Annotated in this window: 4 protein-coding genes; all 4 read left to right on the top strand. The window is 67.7% G+C overall.

All coding sequences use genetic code 11. From position 1 onward, the window contains the following. Positions 1–423: HAD hydrolase family protein (locus ACIPIA_RS12625; RefSeq protein ID WP_400510034.1), on the top strand; the 423-nt coding region annotated here is incomplete at its 5' end. An 82-nt stretch (positions 424–505) separates the two neighbouring features. Continuing rightward, on the top strand, positions 506–1,630 hold the full coding sequence (locus ACIPIA_RS12620; protein WP_400510031.1) for an alpha/beta fold hydrolase: 1,125 nt from the start codon (positions 506–508) through the stop codon (positions 1,628–1,630). Then, entirely contained in the window at positions 1,551–2,633 is a 1,083-nt protein-coding gene (locus ACIPIA_RS12615; RefSeq protein WP_400510036.1) for a bifunctional enoyl-CoA hydratase/phosphate acetyltransferase, read from the top strand. The genes ACIPIA_RS12620 and ACIPIA_RS12615 overlap by 80 nt, the downstream gene beginning before the upstream one ends. Further along, on the top strand, positions 2,630–3,414 hold a 785-nt coding region (locus ACIPIA_RS12610), incomplete at its 3' end, for an acetate kinase (RefSeq protein WP_400510028.1). The genes ACIPIA_RS12615 and ACIPIA_RS12610, both read left to right, overlap by 4 nt.

The following is a 3,414-nucleotide window of genomic DNA, read 5'->3' as shown; positions in this document are numbered from 1 at the left end:
GCGATCGCTGCCGAGAAGGCACGTCAGCCGACGATGATGGTTGGCGACGGCCTCAACGACGCGCCGGCCCTCGCCGCTGCCGATGTCGGCGTTGCGATGGGGGCGCGCGGGGCGACGGCGTCGTCCGAAGCCGCAGATGTCGTGATCCTGGTCGACAGGATCGACCGGGTCGCGGAAGCCGTCGCGATCGCGCAGCGAACACGGGCGATCGCGCAGCAAAGCATCGTCGCCGGGCTTGGCCTGTCGGGGATCGCGATGCTCTTCGCCGCCTTCGGCCATATTCCGCCGGTGGTGGGCGCCTTCCTGCAGCAGGGCATCGACATCGCGGTCATCGTCAACGCCCTGCGCACGCTGGTCGGGCCGATCCGGCCTGGCCGCGTCGGCGCAGCCGCACCTGCGCCCCGCATCGCCGCCGGGCTTTGACCTGTCGCAAGGCTGTCGCGGTTGCCTCCGCAAGATCGGCTGCCTACCTTCCGCAGGCGATCGAGAAAATGGATGTTTCGACATGGCGACGAGCCGGCACGCGACAAAGGCCTCTCAACAGCCCGCAAGCGACACTTCCGACGAGCTCAGCCTTCCCTGGTTCTGGCCTGTCGATGCGGCCCTGCGCCTGACCGAACGCAATCTCGACTTCCTCTCCGAAGCGGTGAAGATCACCCGGCCCCCGCCGCCGGACTGGGCAACGCCCCATGCCGTGCGCCTCGATCTGCCGACGATGCATCTGCGCGAATTCGGCAAGGCCGGCGCCGGCGCCATCCCGGTCCTGATCGACGCCCCCTATGCCGGGCATGGCGCGACCATCGCCGACTACGACAAGGGCCAGAGCCTCGTCGAGACGATGCTCGCGAACGGCCTCGACCATGTCCTCGTCACCGACTGGAAGCCGGCGACGCAGGAGATGCGCTATTTCAGCATCGACACCTATCTGGCCGAGCTCAACGCCGCGATCGACGATCTCGGAGGCGTCGTGCACCTCGTCGGCCTCTGCCAGGGCGGATGGCTGAGCGCGATGCTCGCTTCGCGCTTCCCGCACAAGGTCAAGTCGCTGGTGCTCGCCGGCTCGCCGATCGATGCCGATGCCGGCGACGGCCCGATCAAGCGGATGGCGAAGACGATGCCGCTGAAGAGCTACCGCGCCATGGTCCGGACCGGCCGCGGGCTGATGCCGGGGCGCTTCATGCTCGCCGGCTGGAAGAACATGCATCCGGCCGAGCACTACGTCGACAAGTTCGTCCGGCTCTACCAGAACATCGCCGACAAGAACTACCTCGACCGCACCGAGACCTTCGCGGCCTGGTACGAGAACCCGCTCGACCTGCCCGGCGTCTATTACCTCCAGGCGATCGAGCAGATCTTCAAGGACAACCGCTTCGCCAAGGGCGAGTTCGTCGGCCTCGGTCGGCGCCTCAGCCTGAAGGACGTGACCTGCCCCGTCTATCTCCTGGCCGGCGCCGAGGACGACATCACCACGAGCGAGCAGGTCTTCGCCGCGGAAGGCCTCATCGGCACGCCCAGGAAGAAGATCGAGAGGAAGCTGGTGCCCGGCGGCCATATCGGCCTGTTCATGGGCCGCAAGACCCTCGCCGAGACCTGGCCGGGCATCGCCCGCTGGATCGCCGCGCAAAGTTGACGCAAGGGCACCTTCCGCTGTCCAGAACATCCGCCCGCTCCGGAGCCCCCGCGCCATGACGACGCTCACCTCCTCAGAGTACTTCCAGCTCGCGCTCGGTCGCTGCGAGGACCTTCCGGCCGTCCGCACCGGGGTGGTGCATCCCGTCAAGGCGAATGTGATCGAGGCGGTCGCCGATGCTGTGAGCGAGCAGCTGATCGATCCGGTCCTGATCGGCCCGGCGGACCGCATCCGTGCTGCTGCGCAGGAAGCCGGCATCGATATCTCCACCTGGGAGGTCATCGACACCGAGCACAGCCACGCGGCGGCGGCGAAGGCCGTCTCGCTGGCCGCTGCCGGCGAGCTCGATGCCCTGATGAAAGGCTCGCTGCATACCGACGAATTGCTGGGCGCGATCGTCCACGCCGATTCAGGCCTGCGGACAGAGCGGCGCATCTCCCATGCCTTCGTGATGCATATCGAGAGCTACCCAAAGCCCTTCATCATCACCGATGCGGCGGTCAACATCTCCCCCGGTCTCGCGACCAAGGCCGACATCGTCCAGAACGCCGTCAATCTCTGGCATGTCGCGCTGAACGGCTCCGACGAACTGCCGAAGGTCGCCGTGCTCGCTGCCGTCGAGACCGTCAACCCGCGCATGTGCGCGACGCTCGATGCCGCTGCCCTGTCGAAGATGGCCGATCGCGGCCAGATCACAGGCGCCCTCGTCGACGGCCCCCTCGCCTTCGACAATGCGATCAGCGCCGCGGCAGCCAAGGAGAAAGGCATCGTGTCGCCCGTCGCGGGCCATGCCGACATCCTGCTGGTGCCCGAGATCGAAGCCGGCAACATGCTGGCCAAGCAGCTCACCTTCCTCGGCGGCGCCGACGCGGCCGGAATCGTGCTCGGTGCGCGTGTGCCGATCATCCTCACCAGCCGGGCGGACAATCTGCGCGCACGCCTGCTCTCCTGCGTTCTGGCCGTTCTTCTGGCGGATGCGCGCCGTACGGGGCGGATCAAGTGATCGATACCGTCCTCGTCCTCAACGCCGGCTCGTCCAGCCTCAAGTTCCAGGTCTTCCGCAGCGACGATCTCAGCGTGCTTGCCCGCGGCAAGGCGGTTCGGCTCGGCGAACCGGAGCCCGCCATGGATGCGAGCCTCGCCGATGGCCGGCGCGAGCGCATCGCGCTGCCCCGGGCCTGCGACCACGACACGGCGCTCTCCGCCGTCCTCGCCTTCGTCGACCGCCACGACGATGGCTGGAGCATGAGGGCGGTGGCCCATCGCATCGTTCACGGCGGCGAGCGCTATGCCGATCCCGTCTTGGTGACGCCGGAGGTCTTTGCCGCGCTGGAAGCGCTCGCCCCGTTGGCGCCGCTGCATCAGCCGCACAACCTCGCCGCGGTTGCCGCAGCCCGGCGCCTGGTGGGCGATGTGCCGAACATCGCGTGCTTCGATACCGCCTTCCACGCCCGCCACGATGCGCTGACCCACAATTTCGCGCTCGAGCAGGGGCTGCGCGACAAGGGCATCCGACGCTACGGCTTCCATGGCCTGTCCTACGAATGGCTGGCGATGGTGATGGCGAAGCAGCACCCCGATCTCCATGCCGGGCGCGTCGTCGCGGCCCATCTCGGCAATGGGGCGAGCCTCTGCGCCATCCAGGATGGACGCAGCATCGACACCACCATGGGCATGACCACGCTTGATGGTTTGCCGATGGGCACGCGCAGCGGCGCGCTCGATCCCGGCGCGATCCTCTACATGCTGCAGGCGCTGGGCATGAACGCCGGGGAGATCTCGAC

The sequence above is a fragment of the Allobosea sp. CER48 genome, assembly GCF_044752385.1.
Taxonomy (GTDB): Bacteria; Pseudomonadota; Alphaproteobacteria; order Rhizobiales; family Beijerinckiaceae; genus Allobosea.
Note: the sequence above shows the minus strand (reverse complement) of the source record. Positions and strands in the feature narration are given on the sequence as shown.